This window comes from Lysobacter sp. K5869 (assembly GCF_018847975.1).
Taxonomy (GTDB): Bacteria; Pseudomonadota; Gammaproteobacteria; order Xanthomonadales; family Xanthomonadaceae; genus Lysobacter.
The window spans coordinates 3,804,531-3,819,594 of the sequence record NZ_CP072597.1; the positions used below are offsets into that span (position 1 = coordinate 3,804,531).

Consider the following 15,064-nt stretch of genomic DNA (forward strand, 5'->3'; position numbering starts at 1 on the left):
TTGACGGCGAGGCGGTGGGCGAGGGCGCGGCGTGCGCGACCTGATTCCCGCCGACGTGCGCGCGCGCCTGCGCAGCCTGACTCTGATGTCGCGTCGCGCGGTCGGCGCACACGGCATCGGTGCGCACCGCAGCCGCAGCCGCGGCGCCGGCCTGGAATTCGCCCAGTACCGCGCTTACGAGCCCGGCGACGAACTGCGCCAGATCGACTGGAAGCTCTATGCGCGCTCGGACCGCTTCTTCGTCCGCGAAGCCGAGCGCGAAAGCCCGCTGGCGGCGTGGCTGCTGCTCGACGCCACCGCCTCGATGGATCAGCGCGACGGCGCGCGCCCCGATTACTCGCGCCTGGACGCGGCCAAGGCCATCGCCGCCTGCGTGGCCGAACTGGCGCTGCGCCAGAACGACCGCTTCGGCCTGATCGCGCTGTGCGAGGACGGCTTGCGCCTGATCGCGCCGGGCAACGGACCGCGCCAGCGCGACCGTTTGCTGTTGGAACTGCACGGCCTGCAGGCGCGCGGCGCGTGGCCCGAAGCGCCGCTGCTGCGGCCGCTGTGGGAGCGCATCGGCGCCGGAGATCTGGTGCTGATGCTCGGCGACGGCCTCGACGAAGCCGCGTTGGCGGTGGCCGAGCGGCTGGCCGCCGCGCGCCGCGAAGTGTTGGGCGTGCGCATCCTCACCGCCGAGGAGCGCGATTTCCCGTTCCGCGGCGGCCATCGCTTCCGCGACCCGGAAAGCGGCGAGGAACTGCTCGGCGACGGCGACGCGCTGCGGCGCGAATTCATCGAACGCTTCGCCGCCGCGCGCCGCGCCGTCGACGCGCGTTTGGATTCGGCCGGCATCCGCCACGCCGAACACGTGCTCGACGAACCGGTCGATCTGCCGTTGCGGCGCTTGTTCGGCGGCCGCGACAGCGCGGTGGACGCATGAGCGCGGCGTTGTTGCTGCCCATCGCCCTGGCCGCGCTGGCGGCGTTGGCGCTGCCGCTGCTGATCCATCTGGCCCGGCGCAGCGAGCAGCGCCCGACCGTGTTCGCCGCGCTGCGCTGGCTGCGCGAGAAGCCGCGGCCGCGCAGCCGCCTGCGTTTCGACGAATGGCCGCTGTTGCTGCTGCGCCTTTTGTTGTTGGCGGCGCTGGCCTTGTTGTTGGCGCGGCCGGTGTTGTTCGGCGCGCAATCGCGCACCGCGTGGCTGGCGGTGGCGCCGGGCGTGGATGCGGCCCAGGCCGGCGCGGGATTGGAGAACGCCGAACTCGAACGGCGCTGGTTGGCGCCGGGCTTTCCCGCGTTGAGCCAGCCGGCGCCGCCGGCGCCGGCCGATCTGGCGAGCGTAGTGCGCGAACTCGATGCGCGCTTGCCGCCCGGCGTCGCGCTGACGCTGGCGGTGCCGGCGCGTTTCGACGGCGCCGACGGCGCGCGCCTGCGCTTGTCGCGGCCGGTGCAATGGCGCGCGATCGATGCCGCCGCGGCCGATGCGCCTGCGCCGCGCGAGGCTGCGCTCGCGCCGCCCGCGATCCGTTATGCGCCGGAGCTCGCGCCGTCGGCGGCGTATCTGCGCGCCGCCGTTGCCGCCTGGAACCAACGCGAGACCGCGGTGGACGCCGCGCCGCTGACCCAAGCCTTCGATCCGAAGGCGCGTTCGCTGATCTGGCTCGCGCCCGGCCCGGTGCCGGCGACGGTGCGCGACTGGGTCGCGCAGGGCGGCCGGGTGCTGTTGGACGCGCGCGCGGTCTGGCCCGAAGCGCAGTTCGACGCGCCGTTGTGGCGCGACGCCGAAGGCACGGTGCGCGTCGCCGGCGCGCGGGTCGAGCGCGGACAGGCGCTGCGTTTCGCCGGCCCCGTGCAGCCGCGCGCGTGGCCGGCGTTGCTGCAGCCGGGATTCGCCGCCGCGCTGCGCGATTTGTTCGCCGCACCGGCGCCGCCGCCGGCGCGGATCGCCGCGCGCGACTACGCGCCGGCGGGCGGTGGGCCGACGTTCGCCGCGCCGCCGCTGGATCTGCGGCCGTGGCTGGCGCTGCTGGTGGCGGCGTTGTTCTTGCTCGAACGTTGGTTCGCGACGCGTTCCAAGCGCGGAGTCGCGCCATGAGCGCGATTCAGCAGGCGCAACGCTGGCACGGGCAGGCGCGGCACAGCCGCGCGATCCATCTCGCGCTGGTCTGGGGCGTTTGGCTGGTGCCGCTGTTCGCGCTGAGCGCGCGCTGGTTCGGCGCCGGCATCGCTTGCGCGGCGACGGCGTTCGGCATCGTCTGGGTCGCCTGGCGCGCTTGGCGCGGCGCGGTGCGCCTGGATCGCGAATGGCTGGTGCGCCGGCTCAACGCGCTGCGTTCCGACATGGACGACAGCGCCGACCTGTTGTTCGCCGAATCCGGTTCTCTGCGCGGATTGCAGCGTTTGCAGCGCGCGCGGTTGGAACGGCGGATCGAAGCCGGACCGCAGACCGATGTGCGCGAGCCGCCATCGTGGCGCGCGCTGGCCGCTTGCGCGGCGATCGCGCTGGCGCTGACCGCGGCGGCGGCGTTGTGGCCGCAACCCGATCGCCTGCCGGCCGAACTCGCGTTGTCGCCCGCGCCGCCGGTCGCGGCCGCGCCGGGCCAGCCGCGCCTGATCGCACAGGCGCTGCGGATCGAGCCGCCGGGCTACACCGGCTTGCCGGCGCGCGAGGAACCCGGTTTGGAAGGCCGCGTGCCCGAAGGCGCGACGCTGCGCTGGCGTCTGCGCTTCGAGCCGCAACCGGCGCAGGCCGCCTTGGTCTTCCACGATGGCGAGCGCTTGCCGTTGCGGCGCGACGGCGAGACGTGGAGCGCGCAGCGCGCATTGGCGAAATCCAGCCTGTACCGGATCGACGCCGCCGGCGCACCGCAAGCGCAAACGCGGCGCTTGTACCGTCTCGATGTCGTGCCCGACCGTCCGCCGCAATTGCGCGTGCTGCAGCCCGAGCGCGGTCTGACCTTGCTCGCGCGCGGCCAAAAGACCTGGCCGCTGGCGTTCGAGGCCAGCGACGATTACGGCGTCGCGGCCACCGCGCGTTTGCGCATCGTGCTGGCGCAAGGCAGCGGCGAGCAGATCACCTTCCGCGAGCGCAGCGTCGCGCTGCGCGGCAGCGGCGGCGCGACCGCCAAGCGCTTCGTCCATGCGCTGGATCTGGCCGCGCTCGGCTTCGCCGTCGGCGACGATCTGATCGTCCAGCTGAGCGCGTCCGACAACCGCGCGCCGCAGCCGCAGACCGCGCTGAGCCCGAGCCTGATCCTGCGCTGGCCGGCCGATCCCGGCAGCGAGGCCACCGGCATCGAGGGCATGGTCAAGACGGTGCTGCCGGCGTATTTCCGCAGCCAGCGCCAGATCATCATCGACGCCGAAGCCTTGATCGCGCAGCGGCGCAAGCTCGACGGCGACGCCTTCGTCAAGAAGTCCGACGCCATCGGCGTGGACCAGCGCCTGCTGCGTTTGCGTTACGGCCAGTTCCTCGGCGAAGAGGCCGAGGGCGAGCCCAAGCTGCCGACCAGCGACAGCGAGGACGAGCACGCGCATGAGGGCGAAGGCCACGACGTATCCGCGCCGGCCGACGCGCACGATCACGCCCCTGCCGCCGCGGCGGGCGCGGACAAGCCGGTGTTCGGCGAAGCTGGCGCGGTGCTGGAGGAGTACGGCCATACCCACGATCACGCGGAAGCGGCGACCTTGCTCGATCCGCAGACCCGTGCCTTGCTGAAGTCGGCGCTGGATCAGATGTGGCAGTCCGAACTGCATCTGCGCCAGGGCCAGCCGCAGCAGGCGTTGCCGTTCGCGTACAAGGCGCTAGGGTTCATCAAGCAGGTGCAGCAGGCCAGCCGCATCTATCTGGCGCGGGTCGGGCCGGAGCTGCCGCCGATCGACGAGAGCCGGCGCTTGAGCGGCGACCGTACGGGCTTGGCGCGGCGCGAGGACGCGCTGGCGCCGGCGAGCGCGGCCGATCCGTTGCCGGCGCGGCTGTGGCGCGAGTTGCAGGCGCCGGCGTCGCAGCCGGTCGATTACGCCGCGCTGGAGCGCTGGCTCGGCGCGAATCAGTCGCGCGTGCCCGATCCGCTGGCGTTCGCCGCGGCGCTGGCGGCGTTGCGCGACCGGCCCGATTGCGGCGAGTGCCGAGCGCGCCTGCGCGGCCTGTTGTGGCCGCTGCTGCAGGCGCCCGCGACCACGGTGCGCGCGCGCGACGCCGGCGACGCGCGCGACCGCCGCTACTTCGACGCCTTGCGGCAGGAGGCGCAATGAACTTCGAGACGACCGTCGCGACGGTGTTGGGCGTCGCCGCCGCGCTGGCGATGGCGCGCACGCTGTGGCGTCAGCAACGGGCCGAGTCCGCGTCGCGTTCGCGCGGCTGGCGCGTCGCTGCGTTGTTGCTGGCGCAGCCGCTGATCGCGGCGTTGCTGTACTTCGCGCTGTTCCCGCCGCGCTTGCCGGGACAGGCCGGCACCCTGGCGGTCGCCGCCGCGGGCGCCAGCGATGCGGCTTGGCGCGAGGCCGCGGGCGAGGTGCGCGTGGTTCTGCCGGAAGCGTCGCGGGATCTGGACGGCGAGCGCGTGCCCGATCTGGCGACCGCGTTGCGCCGCTATCCGCAAAGCCAGCGCTTGCGCGTCGTCGGCGCGGGCCTGATTGCGCGCGACCGCGACGCGGTGCGCGGCATCGCCGTGGACTTCGCAGCCGCGCCGCTGCCGCGCGGGATCGTCGGCGCCTGGGCGCCGGCGCGGATCGGCGAGGGCGAAACCTTCGCCGTGCGCGGCCGGGTCGAAGGCGCGAACGGCGGCGCGGTGGAACTGCTCGATCCGGCCGGTCAGCGCGTGGATCGCGCCGCGCTCGTCGCCGACGGGACCTTCGCCTTGGACGCGGTGGCGCGCGTCGCCGGCCGCGCCGGTTTCGCGCTGCGCGCCGTGGACGCGCAGCAGCGCGAGATCGAACGCGTGGCGCTGCCGGTGTCGGTCGAAGCCGAGCCGCCGGTGCGGGTCTTGTTGTTGGCCGGTGCGCCGGGGCCGGAGCTGAAGTATCTGCGCCGCTGGGCCAGCGATTCTGGCCTCAAGCTGCATACGCAGATCGCCACCGGCGCGGGGATGCAACTCGGCGACGCGCCGCTGCGCATCGACGCGCCGACCTTGGCCGGTTTCGATGCGCTCGTGATCGACGAGCGCGCCTGGGACGCGCTCGCGCCCGCGCAACGCGCGGCGTTGGCCGGCGCGCTGCGCGGCGGCCTCGGCGTGCTGCTGCGCGCGACCGGGCCGCTGTCGCCGGGCTTGCGCGCGCAATTGCGCGAATTCGGCCTGGAACCCGGCGCGGGCGCCGACACCGCGACCTTGCGCCTGCCGGTCGAACGCGCCGACGAAGCCGCGTTGCGCGCGCGCCTGGGGCCGGGCAGCGCGGACGCGCCGCGTTCGCGCGAGCAAGCGCCGCCCGCGTTGCCGACCTTGACGCGCCGGGCCTTGGCGCTGGACGCGCCGGCGTTGCAAGCCTTGGGCGTCGACGCCGACGGCAAGGCCTTCGCCGCATGGCGCGCGGCCGGGCAGGGGCGCATCGCGGTGTGGGGCGTGAGCGACAGCTTCCGCCTGGTCTTGGCCGGGCGCGAGGACGCGCATGCGCGTTTGTGGAGCCGGGCGCTGTCGGCGCTGGCGCGGCCGCGCGCAGTGGCGCGGGCCGAGATCGATAGCGACGCGCGCGTGGGCGAGCGCGTGCGCCTTTGCGGCGTGGGCGCGCAGGCGCAGGTCGTCGCCTCCGACGGCGCGCGCATCGGTTTGTCCGTCGATCCGGCGGCGGGGCCGAAGGCTTGCGCCGGATTCTGGCCGACGTCGGCCGGCTGGCATTCGCTGGAACAAGGCGAGCGGCGTCAGGACTTCTACGTTCGGGCGGCCGACGAAGCGCCGGGATTGCGCGCCCGCGAGTTGCGCGATGCGACGGCGGCGTTGGCGCTGCGGTCGGGCGAATCGTCGGCGACAGCGACGGCGAGCGCGTCGCAAACCGGCGAACGCGGTTCGCCTTGGCGCTGGTTCGCCGCATGGCTGACGCTGTGCGCGGCGTTGTGGTGGTTCGAGCGCTCGCGCTTCGGCCGCGCGGGCGGTGCGTCGGGCGCGGCGGCTTCCGATCCGCCGCGCTGAGGTTTCAGGCGGCCCGAGCGCAGTGCGTTCGGGCATCGCGGCCTCAAAGCGAGTCTTGCGACGAGGAAGCCTTCAGGCCCGGCGCCTTTCAACCCCGTCGCGGCTAGGCCTTAGTCGAACGCATCGGCGCTCAGATCGACTGCATCCGCCCGCCGTCCACGGCCAGACTCACGCCGTTGACGTATCCCGCCGCTGGCGAGCACAGGAACGCGATGCAGGCGCCGATTTCCTCGGGCTCGGCGAAACGCGCGGCCGGCACGGTTTTGCGCATGGCCTCGATCACCGCCTCGGGCGTCTGGCCGCTGTTGCGCGCGCGGTCGGCGACGATCTGGTCGATGCGCGCGGTGCGGGTGTAGCCGGGCAACACGTTGTTGACGGTGATGCCGTCGCCGCCGAGTTCGCGCGACAAGGTCTTGGCCCAGCTCGCGACCGCGCCGCGGATGGTGTTGGACACGCCCAAACCGACGATGGGCTCCTTGACCGAAGTCGAGATCACGTTGACCACGCGCCCCCAGCGCGCCGCGCGCATGCCCGGCAGCACCGCGCGCACCAGGGTGTGGTTGGCGAGCAGATGGCGGTTGAAGGCGTCGAGATAAGCCGCGTCCTCGGCCGCATGGGCCGGGCCGCCCGGCGGGCCGCCGGTGTTGTTGATCAGGATCTGCACCGGCTTGCCGGCGGCCAGCGCCTGCACCTGCGCGGACAGCGCGGCGTGGTCGGACACGTCGGCGGCGATCCAGCCGTGTTCCTGCGCGCCTTGCCGCGGCAGTTCGGCGACGACCGCGGCCAAGGCCTCGGCGCGGCGCGCCAGCACGGTGACGTCGCAGCCCAACAGCGCCAACTCGCGCGCGGCGGCGCGGCCGATGCCTTCGGACGCGCCGCACACCAAGGCGTGCTTGCCGGTGAGATTCAGGTCCATACGCGAACTCCTGTGAGGGCGGCGGCGCGGATCGCGCTCAGTCTTCGGCGTCGGGCGCGGCCATGCGCTCGCGCATCAGCGCGGCGACCGCGCGGCTGTGCTCGCGCGGCTGCGCCTGCAACTGCGCGACGACGCTTTCGCGATTGCCGAGCGGGTGGTTCTGGCTGAGCTTGAACTTCAGTTCGATGCGTTCGACCTGGAAGCGGAAGCCGACGATGCCGCGCAATTGCCGGCGCAGTTCGTCGCGTTCGCTCTCGAAGCGCCAGTCGCCGCCGACGCGCGCTTCGTGACGCACGCTCAGGTCGTCGACCAGCGTCGCCAGCGAGGCTTCGTCGTCGAAGGTGTCGAGGCGGCCGTGCAGATGCGCGACCACGTAATTCCAGGTCGGCACTCGCGCGGCGGGTTCCTTGTCGAGATACCAGCCGGGCGAAACGTAGGCGTGCGGCCCGTGCAGGATCGCCAGCGCCGCGCCGGCGTGGCGCGCCTGCGGATTCGGCCGCGCCCAGTGGCCGCGCAGTTCGACCCGGTCGCCGTCGCGCGCGTACAGCACCGGCAAGTGGCTCACTTCCGGCGCGCCGTCGCGCACGGTGATCAGGGTGGCGAAATCGTCGGCCGCGGCGAGGCGGTCGAGCGCGGCGAGGTCGGCTTCGTTGAAGGCGCGCGGCAGGTACACGGCCGGCTCAGTGCCGCGGCGGCAGTTTCTGCAGCATCTGCGCGGCCAGCGCGTCGTCGCCGACGCCTTGCGGCGGCGCCAGTTCGGCCAGGGCGAAGCCGCGCGCGGCGGCGTCGTCCTCGTCGAGGCCGTCGTACTGGACGAACTCGGCGTCCATCAACGCCGCGCGCGCGGTGTCTTCGCTGTCGTAGGGCAGGGTGTTGCCGTCGCTGTCGAGGACTTCGGCGGTGCCGGCCTCGCGCACGCGCAGACGCGCCCAGATCACGGTGCGGCCGAGCGTGGCCAGCCACCATTGTTCGTTGTCGAATTCGTCGGTCATCACGGCACCAGCAGGGAAATCAGCCACAGCAGCCCGGCGCAGGCCAGCGAGGCGAAAGTGATCAGCAAGGAGATCCGCGCCGGGGTCGCCAGACCGTCGAGGTTGCGGTCGCCGGCGATGCGGTAGCGCCGGCGCAGCAGCCAGTTCCACGCCGCCGGGGCCACGAACGCGGCTTCGCCGAGTTGCCCGCGCAGCGCCGGGTGGCGGTCGCGCAGGTGCACCAGCGCCAGCGGCCAGAAGATCGCGAACGCGCACAGCGCGGAGACCGCGATGCCTACGAAGGTCAGGGCCAGGAACAGGATCATTCGCTGCCTCTCGGTTGGGTTGCGGTGAGGCGCGCGCCGAACGGTCGCCGCGCGGCCTCGTGATCGTCGTCCCCGCGCAGGCGGGGATCCGGAGACTTCAGCGTCGTGCCTGGATGAAGCCCTGGGTTCCCGCCTGCGCGGGAACGACGGTAGCAACGTCCGCGGACGCCTGCGGTCAGAACTCCGCGCTGCCCGGCGCGCGCGGATAGGCGATGGCGTCGCGGATGTTGGCCAAGCCGCACACGTACACCACCAGGCGCTCGAAGCCCAGGCCGAAACCGGCGTGCGGCACCGTGCCGTAGCGGCGGAAATCGCGGTACCAGCCGTAATGCGCCGGGTCCAGGCCGAACTGCGCCATGCGCGCGTCGAGCACGTCCAGGCGCTCCTCGCGCTGGCTGCCGCCGATGATCTCGCCGATGCCCGGAGCCAGCACGTCCATCGCCGCGACGGTCTTGCCGTCGTCGTTGAGGCGCATATAGAAGGCCTTGAAGTGCTCCGGGTAGTTGGTCACCACCACCGGGCGGCCGACGTGCTCCTCGGTCAGCCAGCGCTCGTGCTCGGTCTGCAGGTCCAGGCCCCATTCGACCGGGAACTCGAACTTCTTGCCGGACTTTTGCAGCAGCGCGATCGCGTCGGTGTAGTCGATGCGCTCGAACGGCGAGTTGACGAACGCTTCCAGGCGCTTGATCGCGGCCGGCTCGACCCGCTCGGCGATGAACGCCAGATCGTCGCCGCGCTCGGCGAGCACGGCGCGGAACAGGTACTTGAGGAAATCCTCGGCCAGCTGCGCGTTGGCGGCCAGATCGTTGAACGCGACCTCCGGCTCGATCATCCAGAACTCGGCCAGATGGCGGGTGGTGTTGCTGTTCTCGGCGCGGAAGGTCGGACCGAAGGTGTAGACCTTGCTCAGCGCCAGCGCGTAGGCCTCGGCGTTGAGCTGGCCGGACACGGTCAGGAAGGTTTCCTTGCCGAAGAAATCGCGCGAGAAGTCCACCGCGCCGCTCTTGTCGCGCGGCAGGTTGACCATGTCCAGGGTCGACACGCGGAACATCTGCCCCGCGCCTTCGGCGTCGGAGGTGGTGATGATCGGGGTGCTGATCCAGAAGTAGCCGTTCTCGTGGAAGAAGCGGTGCACCGCCTGGGCCAGCGAGTTGCGGATGCGGGTGACCGCGCCGAACAGGTTGGTGCGCGGGCGCAGGTGGGCGAACTCGCGCAGGTACTCCAGCGAGTGCTGCTTGGGCTGCATCGGGTAGGTCAGCGGGTCTTCGACCCAGCCCACCACTTCCAGCTTGGAGGCCTGGATCTCGAAGCTCTGGCCCTGGCCCTGCGAGGCCACCAGGGTGCCGGTGGCGATCACCGAGCAGCCGGTGCTCAGGTGCTTGATCTCGCTGTCGTAATTGGCGAGTTCGTTGGTGGCGACGACCTGGATCGGCGCGAAGCAGGAGCCGTCGCTGACATTGACGAAGCTCAGCCCGGCCTTGGAGTCGCGGCGGGTGCGGACCCAGCCGCGGACCGTGACTTCGCCGCCCGCCGGGAGCTTGCCTGCGAGTGCCTGTTCGACGCTTACCACCGTCATGTCGTGCCGCCTTAGCGCGTTGCAATGTGAGGGAGGGCGATGATAACGGATGATTCCGGCGCAGCGCGCCGTGGCCGGCGCCCGTAGACTGCGGCAGGGATCACGGCCGAAGGGGGCGGAGCATGGGCGAGGGCAGGAATACGGCGGCGCGCGGCGCGGGCGGTTGGCGCGGGGCGATGGCGGCCTTGCTGGTTCTGGCGGCGTTCCAGGCGTCCGCCGCGCAAGCTCCGGCGGCGGCCGCGCCGGTGCCGGAACCGGTGGCGTTGGACGCGGCCCGCGCCGCGCACTTCGCGCAGCTGGCGCTGGACTGCGTCGACCGCGAGTACCCCAACAAGATCGCCCACCGGCTCGACAGCGCCGCCGACGCCGGCGTGCCGTCGCGCCTGTACCCGGCGTTCTACGGCTGCTTCGACTGGCATTCGGCGGTGCACGGGCATTGGCTGCTGGCGCGGCTGGCCCAGCGTTTTCCGAACGAACCCTTCGCGCAGCAGGCGCGGCAGGCGCTGGCGCGGCACCTGACCGCGGCCAACATCGCCGGCGAATTGGCCTATCTGCGCCGCGGCGACGACGACGGCTTCGAGCGTCCCTACGGGCTGGCGTGGCTGTTGCAACTGGGCGCGCAGCTGCGCGGCTGGGACGACCCGCAGGCGCGGCAATGGGCGCAGGCGCTGGAGCCGCTGGAGCGCGAGGCCGCGGCGCGGCTGGTGCGCTGGCTGCCCAAGCTGACCCGGCCGATCCGCGTCGGCGAACACACCCAGACCGCGTTCGCGTTCGGGTTGGCGCTGGACTGGACCCAGGTCAGCGGCGATACCGCGCTGCGCGAGGCGCTGTTGGCGCGGACCCGCGACTACTATCTGACCGACCGCGACTGCCCGCTGGCCTACGAGCCGTCCGGGCAGGATTTCCTCTCGCCGTGCCTGGCCGAGGCCGATCTGATGCGGCGGGTGCTGGCGCCGGACGAATTCGCCCGCTGGCTGCGCCGCTTCCTGCCGCAGATCCCACGCCGCGCCGTCGCCGACTGGCTGGCGCCGGGCGTGGTGCTGGACCCGGCCGACGGCAAGCTCGCGCATCTGGACGGGCTCAACCTCAGCCGCGCCTGGATGCTGGAGGGCATCGCCGCCGGCCTGCCGCCGCGCGACCGCCGCATCGGCGCGCTGCGCGCGGCCGCGGCCTTGCACAGCCGGCTGGGCTTGCAGGCGGTGTCGGACACGCATTACGCCGGTTCGCATTGGCTGGGCAGTTTCGCCACTTATTTGCTGGCGCCGCCGGGCGCGACGACGGGCGAGGGCGGGGCCGCCGCGGCGGCGACCGGGCGCTGAGGCCGGCGGCGCGGAGCGACCAGCGTTCGGCATCGGCGCTGGCTCGGGCGCCGGTGCCGGCGCGGCCACGGCGCGCCGGCTGAACGCGCGCCTTGAATGCGCCGCCGAAGCCGCCATATCCGGTAGCGCAAGGGCGTCGCGGTGGGCTGTTACCATGCCGGCGACGCCCGCGGATTCCCGTCCGCCGCCCGTCCCCGGTACCCCACGCTTCGAGACCGCCATGTCCGTGACCCTCGCCCCCGCCGCCCTGACCCGCGTTCAGCATTTCCTGACCGAGACCCCGGGCGCGTTGGGTTTGCGTTTCGGCGTGACCCGCACCGGCTGCTCGGGCTGGCAGCACGTGGCCGATCTGGCCCGCGAGCAGCGCGAAGGCGACACCGTGTTCGAGCAGGACGGCGTGCGCATCTTCGTCGACGCGATCAGCCTGCCGCTGGTCGACGGCACCCGCATCGATTTCCTCAAGCAGGGCTTGGGCGAGATGTTCGTGTTCCAGAACCCGAACGCGAAGGCCGAATGCGGCTGCGGGGAAAGCTTCACCACCTCCGCCGACGCGGCCTGAAGCCGCGGCGCCAGCGTCGAGCCGCCGGATCCCGGCGGCGAACCTCCAAAATCTTTCGCCCTCTCGGCTCATCGCAGCATCGCTGCGCGCGCGATTCGTTTTGAACCGCGCCGCGCTCGTTTGCGTGCGAGCCGCGCGGATCAGCGCTGCGCTTGCGGCGTTCCCGCCGGCGCCGCGCACTCCGCGCATTCCTTAGGCATCGCGGCCTCCCCGGCGCGTTCGCCGCGGATCTGCACCTGCGTCAGCGCGACGCCGAGCCGGCGCGCGTCCTCGCCCTGGCCGAGCGATTGCGGCGAGGTCGGGTGGGCGATGCGCAAGCTCAGTTCGCGCGTCGGCGCCACGCCGTCGAAGCGCAGGACGTAGCGGCCCGGGCTCGCCTGCAGCGTCAGCGGGCGCTGCGTAGCGCCCAGCGCCACGATAGTCGGCTGGTTCGCGTTGGGGCCGAAGGCCGCGGCCTCCAGGGTGACTTGCAGCGAGCCGGACACCTCGCGGTCCAGTTCGATCGTCGCGACGTCGCCGTCGCTCCAGCGCCCGAACGCTTCCGGCGCGGCCCAGCCGCGCAGCGCGCGGACCGAGGCCGGGTTCGGCTGGCGCAGGTCCACGCTGATCGCCGACGGCAGCCAGTACACGGTGAAGCCGCGATGTGGCTGCTTGCGCACGTAGCTGCCGGCGGGCAGGGTCAGGCCGTCGAGCAGCACTGCGGTGTCGAGATTCCAATCCACCGCCGCCTCGGCCGCTTCGCCGGGCGCGACGCCGCGGGCCGTCAGCGCCATCGAATCGGCATAGAACCGCGCCTTGAACAGCCCGGCGCCGTCCACCGCCAGCACCTGACTGCGCGCAGCGGCTTCGGCGCCTTGCTGCCGCAGCCATTGGCCGGCTTCGACATAGGGCGACACGAGCCGGGCGTTGCGCACCGACACGGTGACGGCGCCGGCGCCCAGCGCCGCGACCAGGGCGAAATAGGCCAGCGCCGCCAGCCGCGCGCGCCACAGGTCCTTGGCCAGGACCCAGCCCAGGCAGGCGGCGGCGCCGAGCAATCCGACCGTGCCGCTGAGCCAGGGGCGCTTGAGCGCCCAGACCAATTCGGGAGAATCCGCCGGCGCCGGCGAATACAGGTGCAGGCCGTACGCGCCGGAAAACAGCGCGGCCGCCGCCAACGCCAGCGCCGATCCCCACAGCGCGCGTTGCAGCCCGGCCGGGCCGGATTGCGCGCCGCGCCAGGCCAGCGGCGCCAACAGCAGCAACGGCAGGCAGAAATTGTAGTAACGCAGGTGCAGGCGCCCGATGGCTTCGTTGGCGCCCATGCTGGCGGTGAAGTAGACGGTGATCGCCACCAGGCTGCCCAGCGTGATCAGCCCGAACAGCACCGCACTGCGCGCGCGTTCGTCGCTGTCGTCGCCGCGCGGCCGCAGCAGCAGCGGCAGCGCCGGCACCAGCAGCGGCGCGAACAGCAGGCTCAGCGCGAGGGTGTGGCCGACCGCCGAGATCGACAGGTTCTTCGCCATCGCCGTCGCCGCCTGATGGCCGAAGTTGCCCTGCGCCTGACCGCTGTAGAACTCGCCCAGCAAGTTCAGGCTGGTCGGCCCGGCCAGCAGATAACCGCCGCCGAACCGCACCGCGAAGAACGCGGCGAGGCTGGCGACCGCCACCACCATCGCCGGACCGATGCGCTCGCGCCGGCCGATCCACAGCGCGTCGCCGACCACGAACAGGCCGAAGCCCAGCGCCAGGAACAGCGCGTGCATCTTGACCAGGCACATCAAGCCCAGGATCGCGCCGGCGGTCAGGCCGTAGCGCGCCGGATGGACCGTGTACGGACGCAGCACCGCGGTCGCCAACACCCAGAACATCAGGTAGTACATCGACTCGGGCATGAAGTACGCGGCGTAGCTGTTCACCGGCGCGGCCACGCACGCCAGCGCCGCCAACGCCGCCAGCGCGGGCGGAGCGTAAGGGCGCAGGATCCGGTAGATCAGCGGCAAGGAGGCGACCAGCATCAAGGCGTTGAGCGCGCGCGCGCAGTCCAGGAACTCGCTGCCGCATTGGCTGGTGAGGCGGAACACCCACAAGTACAGATACGACGGCAGCTTGGAATCCGACAGCGGCACCAGACGGCTGTAGGCGCTGTAGTACCACTCGTCGGCGAACACCGCCGCGTAGAGGTTCTGGTCGCGCAGCGTCATCGCCGCGAGCAAGGCCAGGGCGCCCGCGCCCAACAGCCAGCGATGCCAACCGTTGGCGCGGAGGAAAGCGGATTCGGAAATCATCGGCCGTGCGGACTCATTCGTTCGGGCGGCGCCAACGCGCCGGCACGCTCAGGAAGGGGGCGATGGCGCGGGTCGGCACGCTGGCCACATCGAAGGACACGAACGCGAGCAGGAACTGCAGGCCGACGATCACCGGCAGCGCCGCCAGCATCACCGTGCCGGCCGGCGTGGCCACGCCGGAGTGGATCGATTCGATCCACTTCCAACTGCCGAAACCCAGGCCGAAGGCGATCAGCGCCGCGCCGAACGCCAACTCCAGCGAGGCGGCCGACATGTCGCGCAGGAAATAGCTGTAGAACACCCGCTTGCAGAAATTGCGGATGTGCTTGCCGAGGAACTCGCCGAAGATCTTGCCGATCCGCAGATTGCTTTCCTCGTCGGCGTAGACCGCGTCCATCGGCACGTCCAGCACCGCGGCGCGCGCGATGTTGAGGCGGAACAGCAGGTCGGTCTCGAAGAAATAGCGCCGGCTCACGCGTTCCAGCGGCAAGTGCGCGGCGACCCGGGTGGCGATCGCGGTGTAGCCGTTGGTCGGGTCGAACAGGTTCCAATAGCCGGTGGAGAGCTTGCTCAGGAACGACAGGCCGGCGTTGCCGATCAGGCGCAGCGCGGGCATGCGCTGGATCTGCGAGAGGTCGTAGAAGCGGTTGCCCTTGGTGTAGTCGGCGCGGCCGTCCAGGATCGGCCGCGCGAACAGCGGCAGCAGGCGCGGATCCATCTGCCCGTCGCCGTCGATCTTGACCGCGATGGTGAAGCCTTCGACGATGGCCTCGGCATAGCCGGTCATGACCGCGCCGCCGACGCCCTGATTGCTTTCGTGCCGCAGCACGCGCACGCGCGGATCGGCGCACTGGCTTTCGATCAGATCGCCGCTGCCGTCGGGACAGCAGTCGTCGACCGCGTAGATGCGCTCCACCTCCGGGCCGATGGCCTCGATCACCGCGAGCACGTGGCGGCGGACCTTGTAGCAAGGAATCACCACGGCGATGCGGTGCGGGGCGGGGGCGTCGGTAGCGTTCAAGTC

The 15,064-nt window shown here is 72.2% G+C and carries 13 protein-coding genes; 6 read left to right on the forward strand and 7 right to left on the reverse strand.

What is annotated here, in order from left to right:
• The first annotated feature begins 31 nt into the window (after positions 1–31).
• Genes J5226_RS16575 through J5226_RS16590 form a run of 4 tightly spaced genes read left to right on the forward strand, consistent with a single transcriptional unit; the run spans position 32 to position 6,106 of the window.
• Positions 32–925, forward strand: coding sequence for a DUF58 domain-containing protein (locus tag J5226_RS16575; protein ID WP_255322826.1), 894 nt, complete (start codon positions 32–34; stop codon positions 923–925).
• The gene (locus tag J5226_RS16580) at positions 922–2,079 is read left to right on the forward strand and encodes a BatA domain-containing protein (protein WP_215835539.1); all 1,158 of its coding nucleotides are present in this window, start codon (positions 922–924) and stop codon (positions 2,077–2,079) included. Before J5226_RS16575 ends, J5226_RS16580 begins: the two co-directional genes overlap by 4 nt.
• A complete protein-coding gene (locus J5226_RS16585; RefSeq protein WP_215835540.1) occupies positions 2,076–4,238 on the forward strand; it encodes a DUF4175 domain-containing protein in 2,163 nt (720 codons plus the stop codon). Before J5226_RS16580 ends, J5226_RS16585 begins: the two co-directional genes overlap by 4 nt.
• Positions 4,235–6,106, forward strand: coding sequence for a carboxypeptidase regulatory-like domain-containing protein (locus J5226_RS16590; RefSeq protein ID WP_215835541.1), 1,872 nt, complete (start codon positions 4,235–4,237; stop codon positions 6,104–6,106). The genes J5226_RS16585 and J5226_RS16590 overlap by 4 nt, the downstream gene beginning before the upstream one ends.
• A gap of 130 nt (positions 6,107–6,236) precedes the next feature.
• Here J5226_RS16590 and J5226_RS16595 read toward each other — a convergent pair whose 3' ends face one another.
• From J5226_RS16595 to asnS, 5 genes are all read right to left on the reverse strand, one after another.
• A complete protein-coding gene (locus tag J5226_RS16595) occupies positions 6,237–7,022 on the reverse strand; it encodes an SDR family oxidoreductase (RefSeq protein WP_215835542.1) in 786 nt (261 codons plus the stop codon).
• 37 nt (positions 7,023–7,059) lie between these two features.
• Positions 7,060–7,695, reverse strand: coding sequence for an FMN-binding negative transcriptional regulator (locus tag J5226_RS16600; protein WP_215835543.1), 636 nt, complete (start codon positions 7,693–7,695; stop codon positions 7,060–7,062).
• Between the two features lie 7 nt (positions 7,696–7,702).
• The gene (locus J5226_RS16605; protein WP_215835544.1) at positions 7,703–8,014 is read right to left on the reverse strand and encodes a hypothetical protein; all 312 of its coding nucleotides are present in this window, start codon (positions 8,012–8,014) and stop codon (positions 7,703–7,705) included.
• Positions 8,014–8,319, reverse strand: coding sequence for a hypothetical protein (locus J5226_RS16610; protein WP_215835545.1), 306 nt, complete (start codon positions 8,317–8,319; stop codon positions 8,014–8,016). Before J5226_RS16610 ends, J5226_RS16605 begins: the two co-directional genes overlap by 1 nt.
• A 175-nt stretch (positions 8,320–8,494) precedes the next feature.
• Positions 8,495–9,895, reverse strand: coding sequence for an asparagine--tRNA ligase (asnS, locus tag J5226_RS16615; protein ID WP_215835546.1), 1,401 nt, complete (start codon positions 9,893–9,895; stop codon positions 8,495–8,497).
• A 122-nt stretch (positions 9,896–10,017) separates the two neighbouring features.
• Here asnS and J5226_RS16620 point away from each other — a divergent pair, with 122 nt between their 5' ends.
• Entirely contained in the window at positions 10,018–11,214 is a 1,197-nt protein-coding gene (locus tag J5226_RS16620) for a DUF2891 domain-containing protein (RefSeq protein ID WP_215835547.1), read from the forward strand.
• A 220-nt stretch (positions 11,215–11,434) separates the two neighbouring features.
• Positions 11,435–11,773: an iron-sulfur cluster assembly accessory protein gene (locus J5226_RS16625; RefSeq protein ID WP_215835548.1), complete on the forward strand. Its 339-nt coding sequence runs from the start codon at positions 11,435–11,437 to the stop codon at positions 11,771–11,773.
• Between the two features lie 140 nt (positions 11,774–11,913).
• Here J5226_RS16625 and J5226_RS16630 read toward each other — a convergent pair whose 3' ends face one another.
• The gene (locus J5226_RS16630; protein WP_215835549.1) at positions 11,914–14,040 is read right to left on the reverse strand and encodes a glycosyltransferase family 39 protein; all 2,127 of its coding nucleotides are present in this window, start codon (positions 14,038–14,040) and stop codon (positions 11,914–11,916) included.
• A 13-nt stretch (positions 14,041–14,053) separates the two neighbouring features.
• Entirely contained in the window at positions 14,054–15,061 is a 1,008-nt protein-coding gene (locus tag J5226_RS16635) for a glycosyltransferase family 2 protein (RefSeq protein WP_255322827.1), read from the reverse strand.
• Positions 15,062–15,064 lie beyond the last annotated feature (3 nt).

Bases quoted from the DNA above. Each gene is read 5' to 3' on its own strand.
- J5226_RS16580 (WP_215835539.1), top strand. From the start codon at position 922: ATGAGCGCGGCGTTGTTGCTGCCCATCGCCCTGGCCGCGCTGGCGGCG.
- J5226_RS16585 (WP_215835540.1), top strand. From the start codon at position 2,076: ATGAGCGCGATTCAGCAGGCGCAACGCTGGCACGGGCAGGCGCGGCAC.
- J5226_RS16590 (WP_215835541.1), top strand. From the start codon at position 4,235: ATGAACTTCGAGACGACCGTCGCGACGGTGTTGGGCGTCGCCGCCGCG.
- J5226_RS16595 (WP_215835542.1), bottom strand. From the start codon at position 7,022: ATGGACCTGAATCTCACCGGCAAGCACGCCTTGGTGTGCGGCGCGTCC.
- J5226_RS16605 (WP_215835544.1), bottom strand. From the start codon at position 8,014: ATGACCGACGAATTCGACAACGAACAATGGTGGCTGGCCACGCTCGGC.
- J5226_RS16610 (WP_215835545.1), bottom strand. From the start codon at position 8,319: ATGATCCTGTTCCTGGCCCTGACCTTCGTAGGCATCGCGGTCTCCGCG.
- asnS (WP_215835546.1), bottom strand. From the start codon at position 9,895: ATGACGGTGGTAAGCGTCGAACAGGCACTCGCAGGCAAGCTCCCGGCG.
- J5226_RS16620 (WP_215835547.1), top strand. From the start codon at position 10,018: ATGGGCGAGGGCAGGAATACGGCGGCGCGCGGCGCGGGCGGTTGGCGC.
- J5226_RS16625 (WP_215835548.1), top strand. From the start codon at position 11,435: ATGTCCGTGACCCTCGCCCCCGCCGCCCTGACCCGCGTTCAGCATTTC.
- J5226_RS16630 (WP_215835549.1), bottom strand. From the start codon at position 14,040: ATGATTTCCGAATCCGCTTTCCTCCGCGCCAACGGTTGGCATCGCTGG.